This window comes from Nocardia cyriacigeorgica, assembly GCF_005863245.1.
Classification (GTDB): Bacteria; Actinomycetota; Actinomycetes; order Mycobacteriales; family Mycobacteriaceae; genus Nocardia; species Nocardia cyriacigeorgica_C.
This window is the reverse complement of sequence record NZ_VBUT01000001.1, coordinates 179,628-196,447: the sequence shown is the minus strand read 5'-3', so window position 1 is coordinate 196,447 and position 16,820 is coordinate 179,628. Positions and strand designations below refer to the sequence as shown.

The 16,820-nt window shown below is 68.6% G+C and carries 14 protein-coding genes; 7 read left to right on the top strand and 7 right to left on the bottom strand.

The window, feature by feature from the left end; all coding sequences use genetic code 11:
- Window positions 1–30: 30 nt before the first annotated feature.
- Window positions 31–609 (top strand): sigma-70 family RNA polymerase sigma factor, encoded by a 579-nt coding sequence (locus FEK34_RS00960; RefSeq protein ID WP_036533448.1) that lies wholly within the window; start codon window positions 31–33, stop codon window positions 607–609.
- 94 nt (window positions 610–703) lie between these two features.
- A complete protein-coding gene (locus FEK34_RS00955; protein ID WP_249358730.1) occupies window positions 704–1,696 on the top strand; it encodes an anti-sigma-D factor RsdA in 993 nt (330 codons plus the stop codon).
- 218 nt (window positions 1,697–1,914) lie between these two features.
- Here FEK34_RS00955 and FEK34_RS00950 read toward each other — a convergent pair whose 3' ends face one another.
- Entirely contained in the window at window positions 1,915–2,328 is a 414-nt protein-coding gene (locus tag FEK34_RS00950; protein WP_036533470.1) for a DUF5319 domain-containing protein, read from the bottom strand.
- Between the two features lie 232 nt (window positions 2,329–2,560).
- Here FEK34_RS00950 and guaB point away from each other — a divergent pair, with 232 nt between their 5' ends.
- Both guaB and FEK34_RS00940 read left to right on the top strand, forming a co-directional pair.
- Window positions 2,561–4,105, top strand: coding sequence for an IMP dehydrogenase (gene guaB / locus FEK34_RS00945; RefSeq protein WP_138445982.1), 1,545 nt, complete (start codon window positions 2,561–2,563; stop codon window positions 4,103–4,105).
- Window positions 4,106–4,485: 380 nt separating this feature from the next.
- Window positions 4,486–5,646 carry a GuaB3 family IMP dehydrogenase-related protein gene (locus FEK34_RS00940; protein WP_138445981.1) on the top strand — a complete coding sequence of 387 codons (1,161 nt, stop codon included), beginning with the start codon at window positions 4,486–4,488 and terminating at the stop codon, window positions 5,644–5,646.
- Between the two features lie 27 nt (window positions 5,647–5,673).
- Here the strand turns inward: FEK34_RS00940 and FEK34_RS00935 are convergent, their stop codons facing one another.
- Window positions 5,674–6,480: an alpha/beta fold hydrolase gene (locus FEK34_RS00935; RefSeq protein ID WP_138445980.1), complete on the bottom strand. Its 807-nt coding sequence runs from the start codon at window positions 6,478–6,480 to the stop codon at window positions 5,674–5,676.
- 98 nt (window positions 6,481–6,578) lie between these two features.
- On the opposite strand from FEK34_RS00935, the gene guaA reads away from it, so the two are divergent.
- Complete coding sequence (guaA, locus tag FEK34_RS00930; RefSeq protein ID WP_138445979.1) at window positions 6,579–8,153, top strand: glutamine-hydrolyzing GMP synthase; 1,575 nt, start codon at window positions 6,579–6,581, stop codon at window positions 8,151–8,153.
- 1 nt (window position 8,154) lies between these two features.
- On the opposite strand, the gene FEK34_RS29855 is transcribed toward guaA, so the two are convergent.
- The 5 genes from FEK34_RS29855 to FEK34_RS00910 form a co-directional block, all read right to left on the bottom strand.
- Entirely contained in the window at window positions 8,155–8,310 is a 156-nt protein-coding gene (locus tag FEK34_RS29855) for a hypothetical protein (protein ID WP_171047992.1), read from the bottom strand.
- Window positions 8,311–8,433: 123 nt separating this feature from the next.
- The gene (locus FEK34_RS00925; protein ID WP_138445978.1) at window positions 8,434–8,640 is read right to left on the bottom strand and encodes a hypothetical protein; all 207 of its coding nucleotides are present in this window, start codon (window positions 8,638–8,640) and stop codon (window positions 8,434–8,436) included.
- Window positions 8,633–10,174 carry a PspC domain-containing protein gene (locus tag FEK34_RS00920; protein WP_138445977.1) on the bottom strand — a complete coding sequence of 514 codons (1,542 nt, stop codon included), beginning with the start codon at window positions 10,172–10,174 and terminating at the stop codon, window positions 8,633–8,635. Before FEK34_RS00920 ends, FEK34_RS00925 begins: the two co-directional genes overlap by 8 nt.
- 111 nt (window positions 10,175–10,285) lie before the next feature.
- Window positions 10,286–14,185: an NACHT and WD repeat domain-containing protein gene (locus tag FEK34_RS00915; RefSeq protein WP_171047991.1), complete on the bottom strand. Its 3,900-nt coding sequence runs from the start codon at window positions 14,183–14,185 to the stop codon at window positions 10,286–10,288.
- A gap of 118 nt (window positions 14,186–14,303) precedes the next feature.
- On the bottom strand, window positions 14,304–14,990 hold the full coding sequence (locus FEK34_RS00910; RefSeq protein ID WP_138445975.1) for an MspA family porin: 687 nt from the start codon (window positions 14,988–14,990) through the stop codon (window positions 14,304–14,306).
- Window positions 14,991–15,062: 72 nt separating this feature from the next.
- Here FEK34_RS00910 and FEK34_RS00905 point away from each other — a divergent pair, with 72 nt between their 5' ends.
- The gene (locus FEK34_RS00905; RefSeq protein WP_138445974.1) at window positions 15,063–15,263 is read left to right on the top strand and encodes a hypothetical protein; all 201 of its coding nucleotides are present in this window, start codon (window positions 15,063–15,065) and stop codon (window positions 15,261–15,263) included.
- A 134-nt stretch (window positions 15,264–15,397) separates the two neighbouring features.
- A complete protein-coding gene (locus FEK34_RS00900) occupies window positions 15,398–16,801 on the top strand; it encodes a PspC domain-containing protein (protein WP_249358729.1) in 1,404 nt (467 codons plus the stop codon).
- Window positions 16,802–16,820: the final 19 nt, after the last annotated feature.

The following is a 16,820-nucleotide window of genomic DNA, read 5'->3' as shown; positions in this document are numbered from 1 at the left end:
CCACTTGTAACGCCAGGAAAATCTCTGACGATGACGCACACGGGCGAAGAGTTGGACCTCGCCGTCGCTGCCGCTGCGCAGGGCGACAGATCCGCTCTAGCTCAGGTACTGGAGTTGATCCGCCCGCTGGTGATGCGTTATTGCCGCGCACGGATCGGAGCTGCGGAGCGTGGATCGCTATCCGCGGATGACGTTGCGCAGGAGGTCTGTCTGGCGGTCATGACAGCTCTGCCCAGGTATCAAGACCAGGGCAGGCCTTTCATGGCCTTCGTTTACGGAATCGCTTCGCACAAGGTCGCCGACGCTCATCGCAACGCCTCACGTAACAAGGCGGAGGCGATGGCCGAAGTACCAGATGTCATATCCACCGACCACGGGCCGGAGCAGCGCGCTCTCGAATCGGAAACGAGCAGGCAGATGAACCGTTTGCTTGCCACGCTTCCGGAAAAGCATCGAGAGATCCTGATCCTGCGTTTGGTCATGGGTTTGTCGGCAGAAGAAACCGCGACCGCCGTGGGCAGTACGGCGGGAGCTATACGAGTAGCCCAGCACCGGGCACTCGCGAAATTGAAGTCACAAGTGGCGAGGGCAGGTGAAATGTATGGCTAGGGATGGCGGGCGCGGTCGGGGTGACTGGAGGGCGCGACGTGGATCGCGGGACAGCGGTCCCTACGCCGAGGGGTCCTCTGGCGACAACGCTCCGGTGGACATCGCGGCGGTACGCCGCGACGACGCGCTGATCGATGCCATCGCCAGCGACGGGCCGGTTCAGACCGACAGCACCGAAGAGTTCCAGCTGGCGGCTTTGCTGGCCGACTGGCGGGCCGAGATCATCGCACCACCGATTCCGGACGCTCCGGATCTCGACACGGTGGTCGCGGCGGTCAATCAGGAAATCGGCGCGCGCCAGGCGCGGGTCGGTGCCAAGGCGGGTGGCCGGCTGCGGCTGGTGCGCCCGATCGCGGGCACCGCTGCGGCCTTGGCGCTGGTGTTCGGCGGTATGACGGCCTTCTCTTATAACGCCGAGCCCGGTGATCCGCTGTGGCGGGTCAAGGAAGTGGTGTTCAGCGAGCAGGCGCAGTCGACCGTGGTGCAGCGCGCCGACGACGATCTGGCCGCGGCGCAGGAGCTGATCGAGCAGGGCAATCCCGAACGTGCCCGTGCCCGGTTGGCGCAGGCGTCGACCAACGCGACCCAGGTCGACGATCCGGCCAAGCGCGAAGTTCTGATGGAACGCTGGCAGCAGCTGCTCGACGAGCTACGCAAGGTGTCGCCGGAGGCGGCCGCGCAGCTGGAGCAGACCACACGTCCGGGCAGCGACGCCACCGCGCCCAACGAGACGACACGTCCGGGTTCGCCCGAGACCACGCGTCCGGGTGGGGTCGGCGGCGACAGCGGCAGCACCGCGCCCACCATCATGGGTGTGGATCCGTCGGTGTCGGGCACCAAGCCGCCGGTGACCACTGCTCCGGATACGACAGCACCGACCACTCCGCCGACGACCGGCCCGCAGGACACCGGCGTTCCGCCGACCGTCGAGCCGACCACGCCGCCGGAGACCACACAGCCGCCGGTGACGCCGACCACGGTGTCGCAGTCGACCATCATCGAGCCGCCGGTCATCACCACCGTCCCGACCGTGCCGTCGGCCGGCGGCGGTACCGGGATTCCGGGTACGGGCGGTACGACGAGTTAGTGCCGGTTCTGCCCAGGAACGGGCGGCGGCCACCACAACGGAAGCGGGATCCAAAGACGGGTGAAACCGATCGTCGAAAGACGGTCGGTGTTTTTGTGTCCGTGGTTGTTCCAGACGGCGGGAAGTGGCGTGAGATGCCGCACATCATGATCTGGCGCACGCGTGGCGTGTTCGCGTGGCGGACCGAGCAATCGGACCGGTGTGGCCGAGGGAACCGATCAGCTGTCGAAACCGTCGAAGCCGTCGCCGTGGAATGCCTCGTTCATCGAAGCGTCGGCGTAGCCCCGGCAGTAATCCCAGGTGACGTAGGCCTCGGGGGTCGGATCGTAGGCCGGCTCATGCGGGCGGACCGTGCCGTCGACCAGTAGCTGGAGCAGGTTGGCGCGCAGCATGTCCCAGTCGTGGTAGTGATCCTGCCTGCAGTCCTCGCAGCTCACGACCAGGCCGCGGATGCCGCGATGGCCCAGTAGCGCTTCATACACTGCGAGGTCGGCGAGATCCTCCTCGACCGCGAGGCGCTCATGAGGATCCAGCGGTTCGCCCGGCTCGATGGCATCGAGCGCGGCCGACGGGTCGGAGGGGTCTCCGGCGAATGGATCCGGCGGCAAGCCAGGTGGTAGATGGTCACGCACATCCCCACGGTACGCAGAACAGGGCGGTCTGCGCCAGCTATGCGCGCCGCCAGTTTCCCCGGCGGCCTCACTCGAGGCGTGTTCCACCGGACAGATACCATAGGTGAAACCCGCCGACGTGTACCCGACACCCGTCGGCGGTGTCAGATCCGCACAGTCCATCCCATGAAACAGTCCGCACGGCCGGTCCGGCCCTCGCGGCACTGTCGACGTCCAGGAGGGGTCGATCCGAATGAGTAATCCCGTACCGGGCGAACGAAGCGCTGTCCGCCCTCATACGGGTGGTGACGATCCGAACAAGATCGCCATGCTCGGCCTCACGTTCGACGATGTGCTGCTGCTGCCCGCGGCGTCGGATCTCATTCCCAGTTCGGTCGAGACTTCGAGCCAGCTGACCAGGGAGATCCGGCTGCGTACCCCGCTGTGCAGTTCGGCGATGGATACCGTCACCGAGGCCAGGATGGCGATCGCGATGGCGCGCGCGGGCGGTATGGGTGTACTGCATCGCAATCTGTCGGTCGCCGATCAGGCGAGCCAGGTGGAGACGGTCAAGCGCTCCGAGGCGGGCATGGTGACCGACCCGGTGACCTGTCGCCCGACCGACACCCTGGCCGAGGTGGACGCGATGTGCGCGCGGTTCCGCATCTCCGGCCTGCCGGTGGTGGACGAGACCGGCGCGCTGGTCGGCATCATCACCAACCGCGATATGCGCTTCGAAGTCGACCAGGATCGCCGGGTCGCCGATGTGATGACCAAGGCGCCGCTGATCACCGCCCAGGAGGGCGTGACCGCGGAGGCGGCGCTGGGCCTGCTGCGCAGGCACAAGATCGAGAAGCTGCCGATCGTCGACGGTGAGGGCAGGCTGCGTGGCCTGATCACCGTCAAGGACTTCGTCAAGACCGATCAGTACCCGAACGCCACCAAGGACCGCGACGGCCGGCTGCTGGTCGGCGCAGCCGTCGGTGTCGGCGACGACGCCTGGTCGCGCGCGATGACGCTGGCCGACGCCGGCGTCGACGTGCTGGTGGTCGACACCGCGCACGGCCATCAGGCGCAGGTGCTGCAGATGGTCACCAAGGTCAAGGCCGAGGTCGGCGACCGCATCCAGGTGGTCGGCGGCAATATCGCCACCCGCGCCGGTGCGCAGGCGCTGGTCGAGGCGGGCGCGGACGCGGTGAAGGTGGGTGTCGGGCCCGGCTCGATCTGCACCACCCGCGTGGTCGCCGGTGTCGGCGCCCCGCAGATCACCGCCATCCTGGAGGCCGTCGCGGCGTGCAAGCCGGCCGGTGTGCCGGTCATCGCCGACGGCGGCATCCAGTTCTCCGGCGATATCGCCAAGGCCATCGCCGCGGGCGCGTCCACGGTGATGCTCGGTTCGCTGCTGGCCGGTACCGCCGAATCGCCCGGTGAGCTGATCCTGGTCGGTGGCAAGCAGTTCAAGAGCTACCGTGGCATGGGTTCGCTGGGCGCCATGCAGGGCCGGGGCCAGGCGAAGTCCTTCTCCAAGGACCGCTACTTCCAGGATGACGTGCTCGCCGAGGACAAGCTGGTCCCCGAGGGCATCGAGGGCCGGGTGCCCTTCCGCGGCCCGGTCAACCAGGTCATCCACCAGCTCGTCGGCGGGCTGCGCGCGGCCATGGGCTACACCGGTTCGCAGACCGTCGCCGAGCTGCAGGAAGCCCAGTTCGTGCAGATCACCGCGGCCGGGCTGAAGGAAAGCCACCCGCACGACATCACCATGACGGTCGAGGCGCCGAACTACACCGGGCGCGGCTGATCCGAGCCGGTCGTGCCCCGCGGGTACGACCGGCGCCGGTACTGTCCGGCGCGGCCCGGGAAACCTGTTCTTCCGGGCCGTAGCGGCATGCCCTCGACCGTCGACGGTGGCGCGGTGGGTATCGTTCGGTATCGGTGACGGCACGGCTGTGCCGTGACCACCACACACAATATGAGCCCGTGGCCTGCCCACGGGCGCGAGCTTGCGATGCAGGAAATGCAGCAAGTCCCCACATCGGAGGGGCGCCCTCGGGGAGCCCCGGTTCGCGGCCCGTTCACGCTGCCGCTGCGCACGCCGAAGTCACGCGGCGGCAGCAGAAGCGCGAGACACCAGGACCGCGAGCACGCCGCGCCAGCGGCCGATCAATACAGGAGCTAGCAGTGCGCGACATGGTCGAGATCGGGATGGGCCGGACGGCCCGCCGTACCTATGAGCTGGACGATATCGATATCGTCCCGTCGCGCCGCACCCGCTCGGCCAAGCAGGTGTCGCTGGCGTGGCAGCTGGATGCCTACCGGTTCGAGATCCCGTTCCTGACCCATCCGACCGACGCGCTGGTCTCGCCGGAGTTCGCGATCGAGCTCGGGCGTCTCGGCGGTCTCGGCGTCATCAATGGTGAGGGTTTGTGGGCACGGCACGCGGATGTGTCGGCCAAGATCGATCAGTTGCTCGATCTGGTCGCCAAGGGCGGCTACGAGCGCGCGATCTCGTTCCTGCAGGAGCTGCATGCCGCGCCGATGCAGCCGGATCTGCTGGCGGCCGCGGTCGCGCAGGTGCGGGCCGCAGGCGTGACGACGGCGGTGCGGGTGAGCCCGCAGAACGCGCAGTCGCTGACCCCCGCGCTGGTGCAGGCCGGTATCGACCTGCTGGTGGTGCACGGCACGATCATCTCCGCCGAGCACGTCGGCGACGGTGAGCCGCTGAACCTCAAGACCTTCATCGCCGAACTGGATGTGCCGGTGGTGGCCGGTGGGGTGAGCGATCACCGCACCGCGCTGCATCTGATGCGCACCGGCGCGGCGGGTGTCATCGTCGGCTACGGCTCCTACCCGGGTGCCACCACCACCGGCGAGGTGCTCGGCATCGGGGTGCCGATGGCGACGGCGATCGCCGATGCCGCCGCGGCCCGGCGCGACTACCTCGACGAGACCGGCGGCCGCTATGTGCACGTGATCGCCGACGGCGATATCGCCGCCTCGGGCCAGCTGGCCAAGGCCATCGCCTGCGGCGCGGACGCGGCGATGATCGGGGTGCCGCTGGCGTCGGCCGCCGAGGCGCCCGGACGTGGCTGGTACTGGCCGTCGGCGGCGGCGCATCCGTCGGTGCCGCGCGGCTCGCTGCTGCATGTCGACGATCCGTGGGAGCTGGGCGGCGATGGCGAGGACTCGGTGCGGCCGAGCCTGGAGCGGGTGCTGTTCGGACCGTCCGACGACCCGTTCGGTTCGCTCAACCTCGTCGGCGGGTTGCGCCGCTCGATGGCGAAGGCCGGGTACTCGGACCTGAAGGAATTCCAGAAGGTCGGGCTCAGCGTCCGCGCGTAGCACACTCGGCGGTCGCGGCCGATCGGCTCAGCGGCGGCGGGTGGCGGTGCTGACGGCGCGGCCGCGCAGGAACTGCCGGATCGCGTGATTGACCGGATCCGGATGGGTCATTGTCACCGCCAGCCGCGCGCCGTCGATCTCCACGAAGGTCGATCCGGGGATCGATTCGGCGAGCAGTTTGCCGCGTTCACGGGCGATGCCGCTGTGACTGGCGTGCACGACCAGGGCCGGGCAGCTGATCTCCGACAGCCGGTCCAGCACCGAATCGCGGCCGAGCAGGCAGCCGGCGGCGACTTCGATGCGGTGACGGTCGTGGGTGAGCCAGCGTTCGGTCCACACCGTGCGATGCCGATCGTGGTCGCCGATGAGCCAGTGCGCCAGGCGCTGCACCGCGCGCGGACGGGAGCCGTCGTCGTACCACTCGGCCAGGAAACGCTGTGTGGCCGTTGACTGTTCGGGGGTCGGGCCGTGTGCTTCGGTGCTGATCAGGATCAATCCCGCGACCCGTTCGGGGGCGATGAGCGCGGTGCGCAACGCGGTGAACCCGCCCTGTGCGGTGCCGCCGACCACGGCGCGTTCGGCGCCGAGATGGTCGAGCACGGTCAGCGCGTCCCTGGCGGCGGTCCAGTAGGTGAACGGCAGGCCCTGGTCCCTGGTGCGGCCGTGCCCGCGCGCATCCCAGGTGACGATGCGGAACTCCGGGGCCAGCGCGTCCATCTGTTCGGCGAACATGGTGCGGTCCATGAAGAATTCGTGTGCCAGGAGCACCAGCGGACCGTTGCCGCCGGTGTCCTCGTAGTGGATGTCGGCATCGATCGCGCGGGCGAATGGCACGACGTCGAGGATAGTCAGCTGTACGGGGGCGCGTCGGGCGATTCGGCGCCGCGCGGGCTGCGGTCGGAGCGGGCAAGGCCGAGCTCTAAACTGTTCGAGTGGCAGATTCGCAGAGACCCGTCCTCGTCGTCGACTTCGGTGCGCAGTACGCGCAGCTGATCGCCCGTCGAGTCCGCGAGGCGAGTGTCTACTCCGAGGTGATCCCGCACACCGCCTCGGTCGAGGAGATCGCCGAGAAGCAGCCGCTGGCCGTCATCCTGTCCGGTGGTCCGTCGAGCGTCTATGCCGAGGGCGCCCCGCAGCTGGACGCGCGGCTGTTCGACCTCGAGGTGCCGGTGTTCGGCATCTGCTACGGCTTCCAGGCGATGGCCCAGGCCCTCGGCGGCACCGTCGCGCACACCGGCACCCGCGAGTACGGCCGCACCGAACTCAATATCGACGGCGGTGTGCTGCACGGCGGCCTGCCGACCATTCAGCCGGTGTGGATGAGCCACGGTGACGCCGTCACCGACGCGCCCGCCGGTTTCGAGGTCACCGGAACCACCGCCGGTGCGCCGGTGGCCGCGTTCGAGCATCCGGCGCGCAGGCTGGCCGGCGTGCAGTACCACCCGGAGGTGCTGCATTCCCCGCACGGCCAGCAGGTACTCAGCCGCTTCCTGCACGAGATCGCCGGCATTCCGGCCACCTGGACTCCCGCCAATATCGCCGAATCGCTGATCGAGCGGGTGCGCGAGCAGGTCGGTGACGGGCACGCCATCTGCGGACTGTCCGGCGGCGTGGACAGCGCCGTCGCGGGTGCGCTGGTACAGCGCGCCATCGGCGACAAGCTGACCTGCGTGTTCGTCGACCATGGCCTGCTGCGTTCGGGCGAGCGTGAGCAGGTGCAGCAGGACTTCGTCGCCGCGACCGGCGCCCGGCTGGTGACCGTCGACGCGGTGGATCAGTTCCTCGGCGAGCTGAAGGGCGTCACCGACCCGGAGGAGAAGCGCAAGATCATCGGCCGGGAATTCATCCGGTCCTTCGAGGACGCGGTCTCCGAGGTCGTCGGCGAACAGGCCGCGAGCGAGGGCACCGCCCCGAAGGTCGAGTTCCTGGTGCAGGGCACGCTCTACCCGGACGTGGTGGAGTCCGGCGGCGGTGCGGGCACGGCCAACATCAAGTCCCACCACAACGTCGGCGGTCTGCCCGACGATCTGGAATTCGAGCTCGTCGAACCGCTGCGGCTGCTGTTCAAGGACGAGGTGCGTGCGGTCGGTCGCGAGCTCGGCCTGCCCGAGGAGATCATCAACCGGCAGCCGTTCCCCGGCCCCGGCCTGGCCATCCGCATCGTCGGCGAGGTCACCGAGGACCGGCTGAACACGCTGCGTCAGGCCGATGCCATCGCCCGCGAGGAACTCACCGCGGCCGGGCTGGACCGCCAGATCTGGCAGTGCCCGGTGGTGCTGCTCGCCGATGTCCGCAGTGTCGGCGTGCAGGGCGACGGTCGCACCTACGGTCATCCGATCGTGCTGCGCCCGGTCTCCAGCGAGGACGCGATGACCGCGGACTGGACCCGGCTGCCCTACGACGTGCTCGAGCGCATCTCCACCCGGATCACCAACGAGGTGGCCGAGGTCAACCGCGTGGTGCTGGACGTGACCAGCAAGCCGCCGGGCACCATCGAGTGGGAATGAGTCAGCCGACCCGGTAGGGCCAGGCCCGGCCGAGAATGAGGCGGCCGAGCGGGATTCCGCCTGCCGGTGCGGTGGGATCGGGCTCGACCGGAGGTTCCTCCGGCGCTATCCGCGGCTGGTCGCGCGGGTCGGGATGCTCGGAACTGTGCTGCGACATCGGATCTCCTGTCGGTCGAATCGGGTGCCGCGGCGGGGTCTCGATCGAACCGCGGTGGGTGGTTCCGGGTTGTTCGACGCGAACAGCCCGCCGGAACCGGCGGGCCATTCGAATTCTGTTGTCCTATCGGTGTTTACGCGGGGACAGCACGAGCACCAGGCCGACGACGATGGCCGTCACGACCACGATCCAGCCGATCGAGATCACGCCCGTCGCCGGCCACGACACCGGCCCGAGCAGGGCCCACACGCTCAACGCCACCGCGAGCAGGCCGACGATCAGCAGCGAGAACGACGGCCCGCGACGGGTGTCGGTGTGGTTGTCAGCCACGGCGCACCTCCGCACTTCCGGCTCGGACATCGATGGTGAGATCGAGCACCGGTGCGTCACCGCCGGGCCCGACCAGACCTTCGGGGCATAGGGCCTCGCCCATCCGCACCGTGCAGTCGGCGCGGACGTTCATGTTCTCAGGTACCAGCACGATCGCCTCGCCCATCCGCACCGACACGTCGACGGTGCGGTTCTCGGTGAGCGCCATCTCGCGCAGATCCAGCGTCCCCGAACCCATCGTGACGCCGTATTCCGGCTTCAGGTCGGCGGTCGCCGCCGGGGTCCAGGTCCGCTCACCCATGGTGGCGCCGTCGAAGTCGATGGGTCCGATCATGGAGGCGAACACCACGAACCCGGCCAGCGGCGCGGTCACCACCAGCAGCCCGTAGCCGCGGCGCAGGAACGCACCGAGGATCAGGCCGAGACCGACGACGCCGAGCGCGACCGCGGCGATCCGGCCCGGCGTCATCCACTCCACCCCGGAGGCGGCCGCCGCACCCGCGCCCGCCGCGGCCAGAATCGCCAGGCCGAGCACCACCGGCGTGAGCCGGGAGCGCGGTTTCTTCGGCTCGGGCGCGACCACCGTGCGCGCGGGCGAGGGCTCGGGCAGGTCCCAGGCCAGTGGCGCCACACCGAGCGGATCCCAGGAGGGCGGGGTCCGGCCCGCGGTGTGCAGGGTGGCCGGCTCCGGGTGCAGGGCCTTGGTGAGCTGCGGTTTCGCCGGTTCGGCGGGTCCGGCGGCAGTGGAGCCTGGCTCGTCGTCCGGCGAGGTGGTGGGTGTACCACTGGCCGGAGCGGAATCGCCGGTGTCGAGGACCTCGGTGGTCTGGGTGCCCGTGAGGACTTCGGTGGGGCGATCGCTATTCAGCACTTCGGACCTGTTCTCCTCGGACTGCGCAGCCCGGGGCGCATCGGCGGCCTTGTCGAGCACCACCGGCTGATCCGGGACGTACTGCTCGGGCAGCTTCGTGTACGGCGTGTACGGGCCGTAGGTGGGTGTGGGGAATGGGGGAGCGCCGGTCCACAGCGGCGCGGTCTGCGGGAAGACGGTGCCCGGATACCCCGTACCGGTGAGCGTGTCGCCGTATTCGGGCGCGGGCGGCTGCGGGGTGCGCAAGTAGAGCATCCACCAGCCCGCCAGCATGAACGCCAGCCCGATCACCCCGGACCCACCCATCCCCACCCCGATCGGCCCGACCGCGCTCACCGCGATGGCCAGCGCCACGATCAACACGATGGTCTTGGTCTGCGACTGAGAGCTGTGCCCCTTGCCGACCAGCGACTCCGCCGCCGAAGTCTCGTCGCCCTCCGCGCTGCACAACAGCCAGGCCATCAGATACAGCACGATCCCGGCGCCGCCGAAGATCGTCGACACCACGAACGCCACCCGCACCAGCACCGGATCGACGTTGTAGCGCTGCCCGAACCCGGCGGCCACCCCCGCGATCGGCCCGCGCCGCGGCAACCGCACCGGCCGCGTCCGCCACATCTGCTGAAGCTGCTCACCGAAGCTCGTCTTCGTCATGGGATCCATGGTCGGCCCCGGCACGCTCCCCGCGCATCGGGGTTCACCCTGAAAATCCTCCTGAACCGAATGGACGGTGACGCGTGGTCGTGGCGAGCTATCCGTGCCGGGAGAGTCGATCTACTCGCAGGGCGGGCTGTAGGGGAGCTGGGGGAGGTGCCGTTGCCAGAGTTCGGGGGTCATCGGGGTGGCTTCGTCGCATATGCGGTCGATGGCGTGTTGCGGATCGAGGTCCCAGATGCGCACCACCCCGTCGTTGCCGACGCCCGCGAGGAATTTCCCGCTGGGGTGGTAGCGGATTCGCCGGGCTCGGTCATCGGGGAACGTGATCGAGTCGCCCAGCCGCGTCGGGTGTGCGCGGTCGGAGATATCCCACAACTGCACCGAGGTGTCCGACCCGATGGCAAGCGTGCGACCATCTGGGCTCAGTTCCAGCACCCCGTACTGCAGGCCGTCCAGCGTGACCGGGTCCCCGATCAGCGCCGGCTTGGTCGGGTCGCCGATATCCCACAGTTGGATGGACTCGTAGTCCTGCACGATCAACGTGCGCTGATCGGGGCTGATCGCGAACCCGCTGATTCCGTCGACCGCCAGTTCGATCGGCTCGCCGAACGGCGTCGGATGCGCCGGATCGGCGAGATTCCACAACGTGAGAGTCCAAACCTCGCCGTCCACAGCGTAGGTAGCGAGAAGGGTGTTGTCGTGATTGAAAGCCTTGCCCAACATGTTGGCATCGATTGGTGTCGGAGTACCGAGTGCGCGCGGATGGGCGAGATCGCTGGTGTCCCAGAGCTGCATCGTGCCGCTGAAATCTTCGATGATCGCGAGGCGCCAGTCCGGGCTCATTTGGCCACCGGTCGGACTGTGGCGCGGTATAGGAAATGGTGCCAGTGTGTGTGCCCGGGCCGGATCGCTGACGTCGATGATCTCGAGCGATTCGCCATCCGGCGTCGGCGCGATCACCGATCTGCCATCCGGGCTCAATGAAACGAACCACGCTTCCGAGCCTGTCGATCGCCGCATGATCGGCCGGGGTTCCCTGGGATCGCGGGTATCCCAGATTCTCAGCTCACCATTGCTCGTCGTGGTCAGCGCACGGCTACCGTCCTGGCTGAACTGCGGCGATGTCACCCACGCGGGCAGCGCTGCGACATCGGCTGCCGGCAGCGACCAGATACGAATCTTGCCGTCCCGGCCCCCGTCGGCGAGGTGCTCACCTGCGGGGTCGAACGCCAGCGAGCCGGCCCCTGGTCGACAGGTGTAGGCACTGCGTTCGAGTCGACAGGTGGTCGTGCCGATCGCCAGCGTTTGACCGAGCGGGATGGGCCGCCCTGGATTGGCGATATTCCAGCGCCTTGTCTCGTCGAGCGTGCTGGTCACCAGGACGGCACCGTCGAGGCTGAATGCGATGGTGAGCAGGCTGGACCGGCCGACCACAATCGGCGTGCCGAGTTGGCCCGGACGTTCTGGGTTGTCGACATTCCACAGCTGAACCTTGGCGTCGTCGGTTCCGTCGGCGTCGATGGATCCGCGGCCGCTGCCGATGGCAAGGGTGCGGCTGTCCGGGCTGAAGGCCAGCTCCGTCGCCTCATACGACGGGGTGGGTAGCGCAGGGCCGACGGGCGTGGGTTGTTCGGGCTGGGTGACATCCCAGAGCTGGACACCTTCGCGATCGGGGAGAGCGGCGGTGGATATGGCCAGCATTCGTCCATCTGGGCTGAAGCGGGGGATCTGCGGGCTCGTTTTGGCGTTCGGTACCGGAATCGACAGCAGTTCCCTCGGGTGTGCGGGGTCGGCCACACTCCAGAACACCGCGCGGTCGATCATCGTCGTGACGAGTACCTTGCCGCTGGGATGAAATGCGACGTGGTCGACCGAATTCCCTTCGCCTATCGAAAGTTCCGTGATCAGATGAGGTTCGGTCGGACGCTCGACATTCCACAGTCGCAGTTGGGTGCCCGCGGTCGCCAGTAGATTGCCGTTGCGGCTGAAGTCGACTTCTCTGGTGTTTCCATCGATCCCGTGTGGGATCGGGCGAGGGTTCAGGGGATCCGCAATGTCCCACAGCTTGGTCGCACCCTTGAAATCGACAGAAACGAGCAGACCACCGGTAGGTCGATAGGCGACTTGCTCGACCCCGACCGGATGCGCATCGATCGTCGTCGCCAACGGAAGGTTTTGCGTGGCAAGCAGCTGTGAACGTGCTGTGGCGTCGTCAGGCCGCATCCGATGGGCGACCAGATAGAGCTGCGCGGCCAAGGATGGATCGATCGTCCGCAACCGCTGTGCTTCGGCCAGCACGGCGCCGAAATCCCGGTCATTACGTTGCTGGGTAGCGACCCGGTTCTGCGCGAAGGCCGCGATACCGACCACGAGCAGCCCCACCCAGAGCAACGCCAGTGCCACCTTTGTCGCGGAAGAACGCCGCCGGGAGCGCTGCCGGGCACCGAGCGCCGCGGTGACGAACGCCCGCGCCGGCGGGCTGAGCGGCATACCGGCGCTCTGCTCACTCGCTGTCTCCAACCGCGTTCCCCGATACAGCAGCGACGGATCGCGCCCGCTCGTATCCCATTCCACCGCATCCGCTTCCAGCCGTTGACGGACCAGATAGCCGACGCGGTCCTCGTCGATCCAGGCGCGCAGTCGCGGCCAAGCGCTCAGGACGACCTCGTGGGTGAGGTAGACCGAATCGGCGTCCATGGTGATCAGGCGGGTGCGGGAGAGCAGTTCGAGCGCGGCGTCGGCGGCTTCGGTATCGGTGACGCGGGCGAGGAGTTCGGTGCGTGCGGTGATCCGGCGCGTGTCGCGGGAGTCCTGGCCGACGGTGACCATGCCGAGCAGGAGTTGTTTCGCCGCGGCTTGCTCGGTGTCGGACAGTTCGCTCCATGCCTGTTCGGCGGTGTCGGCGATGGATCCGACGACGCCGCCCGCCTTGCGGTAGCCGGCGACGGTGAGGCGTTGTCCCTCTCGGTGCTGCCAGGCCGCTGCCATCACATGCGAGAGCAGGGGCAGTGCGCCGGGGTCATAGCTCTGTCTACTGCTGTGATCGCCGAGCCCGCACAGCTCGGTGATGACGAGTTCTTCCAGCCCCGGCTCGAGTTTGAGCCCGGCGCGTTCGGCTGGACCCGCGATGGCCGTGGCGAGTTCGTCCAGGCGCATCGGCCCGAGCAGGTGGCTGCGGTGCTCCAGCGCGTCCTGTAGGACCGGGTAGTCGAGGCAGCGGGCGTAGAAGTCGGCGCGCAGGGCGATGACGACACTCGCGTTGTCGGCAGTGGCAGCCAGCTCGGTCAGGAACGATTCGCGCTCACGTTCGTCGGCGCAGGCGGTGAACAGCTCCTCGAATTGGTCGACGATCAGCAGGCGGGCAGGGCCGTCGTCGGTGTCCGTGGCGGCTGCCAGTCTGTTCAGGGGTTCGGTACCCGGGGTGATGGTGACCGCCGACCATTCGCCGGACTCGGTGAGAGCGGGCACGAGACCGGCCGCGAGCAGTGAGGATTTACCCGCGCCGGAAGCGCCGATCAGGACGATGACGCCGCTTCCGGCGCGGACGAGTTCGGCCAATTCCGCGGTCGCTCTGGTCCGGCCGAAGAACCGGTCGTGGTCGGCGCTGCGATACGCCTTCAGGCCTGGATATGGGCAGGTGGTGCCGTCGGTCTCACCAGGAGTCCATGAGGTGCAGGCCTGCCACAACCGCTGCCACTCACGGGGATCGCGCAGTTCCGGTGCGACGTCCTGGCCGGACTTCCTGGTCAGCTCGACCAGTGTGAGCACTACCGGCAACAGAGATTCGAACCGGGCAGGCACGTTCCGCCCGGCCTTCCAGTCGCTGATGCGCTGCGCGGAAGCCGCACCGGAGGTTGTCCCACGTGCGGTGCGCATCCGGCCCTGCGCCGCGGCGGCGACCCGGCGCAGCGTCGGATTACCCGCCGCGGCATATAGATCGGCGAAGCGCTGCGCGAAAATCGCGCGTGGTGAACGGATTTCCCCCCGGCTTTCGGCCGTGGTGCCCCCGGTCACCACGCGCGCCCATCGAAGTGCTTGGGCGACACAAACATAGGAACAACCTAGCCGGTCGGTGAGTGCCCGGCCGATTCGTGCGCGCAACGCGGTGCCTTTCCACATGCGAGATCCTCGTCGGCTACAGCACGATCGGATCACCGAAAACCGCCCCGTTGCCGGTCACGGCGGGGGAGTCGGCGGTGATCTTGGTGTAGGCGCGGATGGTGAGCGGCCCGCCGCAGCCCTGTACCAGCAGATGGAAGTCGCGGCTCACCAGGTAGCCGGGGCCGCCCGGGGTCAGGGCCTTCTCGCCGACTTCGACGTCGACGATCTTGCCCGGGGTGATCGATAGGCCGAATCCGATGCCCGCCGACATACTCGGCCCGATGCTCGCGCTCACGCTCGGTGACAGCGAGTCGGGCGAGCCGCCGGCGCCGACACTCACTCCGGCATCGAACCCCGCCGAGGCGTCGGCGCTGAACTGCACCTCGAGATCGACCGCACACGCGACGAAGTAGCCGGCCTTCAAGGTGCCCGACCCGCCGCCCTCGACCTGACCGTAGGAGGTGTTGTCGAGGAACACCTCGCGGTTGGTCGGCATCGCGTTCAACGGTGCGACGGGCCGGGCCGCGTGATCGGTATGACCGACGGTGAAGCGGAACCCCTCGGGCCCGGTGTAGCTGTTCTCGTGCGGTGCCAGCATGGGCACGCCGGTCGAGGGGATCGTCCCGGCATCCGCCTGGGCGGTGGGCGGCATGGCCGGCCCCAGGGTCATGGCCGCCCCGGCGGCGGCGGTGGCTCCTGCGAGCATGAACTTGCGGATCATTGTGTCCTCCCCGAACTGTGTCCGCCGCTCCGTGAGGGGAGCGGTGCACCGCTGTGTGCTGCGGTGCGGGCCGTGTTCTCGACCCAGATGAAACGTATGGGCGGCGGCCTGGGCCGTTCCATCGCCCGAGGACCGTTCTCGGCGAGAAAAGCCAGTTCAGGGCAACGAGAGGCAATCATCCGGACCGGAACGGGCGTGCAGCGGGCGATGATCGCCGGTTGTCCGGTCCGGCCGATGTCGCTGAGCCGGGTTGTTGAGAAAAACCGCAGGTGAATCGGTGTTTTCTGTCCGGTCCGGACAGATTCCGGGGCGATGGGGCGAATCATTCGCGGGAGGTAGCCCCGAGACTCGGATTTCAGGGTGTTTCCCGATGGCTGGTGTCGGTGGGGCGTGCCAGTATCGGGAGTATGTATCCGTCTGTTCCAGCCTTCGACTCACGCGGGTTCGATGCTGCGCGCGGGGTCGAACCCGGCGAAGGGGCGCGGGGGCGGTTGGTGCGGCGCTCGGGTGGGCGGATCGTCGGCGGGGTGGCCGGTGGGATCGCCGATCACCTGGATGTCGACGTGTTCAAGGTGCGGATGGCGTTCGTGTTGCTGTCCGCGCTCGCGGGGGCGGGGATCGTCGCGTACGCGATGCTGTGGATCTTCACCCCGGGCGGCGCCGACGATGTGCGGCCGTCGGGGCAGGAGCGGCGCCAGGCCATCGGGCTCGCGCTGCTCGGGTTCGGGTTGTCGGTGGCGATGTCGGCGCTGTTCAGTGGGACGGCGGCGCGGATCATCGTCCCGCTGATCGCGGTCGCGGTGGGTGCGGCGCTGGTGTGGCGCGAGTACGACGCGGACGGACCGCGGTCGCTGCTCGGCCTGCCCGCCAAGCCGACGATGGTGACCTGGTCACGCATCGTCGCGGGCATCACCCTGATCGTGGCCGGCCTGGCCGTTGTGGTGCTGGCCGGGATCGATATCGGTTCGCTCGGCTCGGCGCTGCTGGCCGTCGCGGTCACGCTGCTGGGGGCCGGGCTGCTGTCGGTGCCGCTGTGGCTGCGGATGATGCGGGCGTTGAACGCCGAACGCGCGGCCCGCATCCGCAACGAGGAACGCGAGGAGATCGCCTCGCACCTGCACGATTCGGTCTTGCAGACGCTCGCGCTGATCCAGCGTCAAGCCGACGATCCGCACGAGGTGGTGCGGTTGGCGCGCAGCCAGGAACGCGAACTGCGCCGATGGCTGTTCGAGGATGCCGCGCCGGCCCAGTCGAGCCTGGCCGCGGCGCTGCGCACGATTGCCGGTGAGGTGGAAGACCAGCACGGGGTGAAGGTGACGCCGGTGACCGTCGGCGACGTATCGATGGATATCGCCGATACCGGCTCCGGTCTGCCAAAGGAGCATTTCACCGCGGTGCTCGGCGCCGCCCGAGAGGCGCTGGTGAATGCCGCCAAACACGCGGACGTGCCCGTCATCGATCTGTTCGCCGAGACCGAACCGCATCAGGTGAGCGTGTTCGTGCGCGATCGTGGAGTGGGCTTCGACGTCGACGCGGTGCCCGCGGACCGTCAAGGGCTGGCCAAATCCATTCGCGGCCGGGTGGAGCGGCGCGGCGGGCAGGTGGAGATCGTGTCCACGCCCGGCCGCGGCACCGAGGTGCGGATCATCATGCCGCGCACCGATTCCGGGACCGAGGCCGGGGCTGAGGCCGATTCCGGGGCCGAGGACGACACCGTCGCCGGCGCTCGTCCGGAGGAACCCGCCGAGTCGGTCGTCGAGCAGCCGCTGACCCAGTCGAGCGGGTCCGCGGTGCGCGCCGAGCAGCGCTGACCGCCGCTCGCGGTGTGGT